Below are 572 nucleotides of genomic sequence, written 5' to 3' on the forward strand. Positions count from 1 at the left end.
TTTTCTTTTCCTAGTTCTACCGTCAAATCAACAATAAAAATCCAATCATCTCGATATTCTTTATCTCTATTGAGTTCATACAACCCAATTCTCCCTAACCATTTCCTAACGCTACTAAAGCTAGGCGTATCTTTAGATAAAATTTCTTTATACAACTCCAATGTCTTTTCAACCCCTCTATAACTGCTGCCACACTTGATAACTTGTTGTACTGAGATTTGTATGGTTTCGACTGAATAATGATGCCCCTTGGCAACTAACTCTCCTTTTGGATCAATCTCTTTTTTTTTCCAAGCCTGTTTCTATGTTTGCTTTGTGTAGTTTTTCTTCAGCAATCTTGGCTCGATTCTTCCAATAATCTCTTGACGCAGATAAATCTCTCACTTTTATGTCTAATGCTCTAAGTTTTTTCTGCTTTTCCAAGGCTCTGAGTTTCCAATTGTCTCGACCCTTGTGAAATAGCCTTGCCAACCGACTGCTTGGGCTTTTAAACTCTTGCATTAATTTTGATTGCACTACATAGTTCTTGCCTGAGAAGCTACCACCCTTAAGCTCTCAAAGTCAACACCCTA

The 572-nt window shown here is 37.6% G+C and carries 1 protein-coding gene; it reads right to left on the minus strand.

The features are described from left to right. Window positions 1–273: 273 nt before the first annotated feature. Window positions 274–516, minus strand: coding sequence for a hypothetical protein (locus tag ACM0OS_RS29020; RefSeq protein WP_414546628.1), 243 nt, complete (start codon window positions 514–516; stop codon window positions 274–276). Between the last annotated feature and the right edge of the window lie 56 nt (window positions 517–572).

Source organism: Nostoc sp. CCY0012 (assembly GCF_963920855.1).
Taxonomy (GTDB): Bacteria; Cyanobacteriota; Cyanobacteriia; order Cyanobacteriales; family Nostocaceae; genus Cyanocohniella.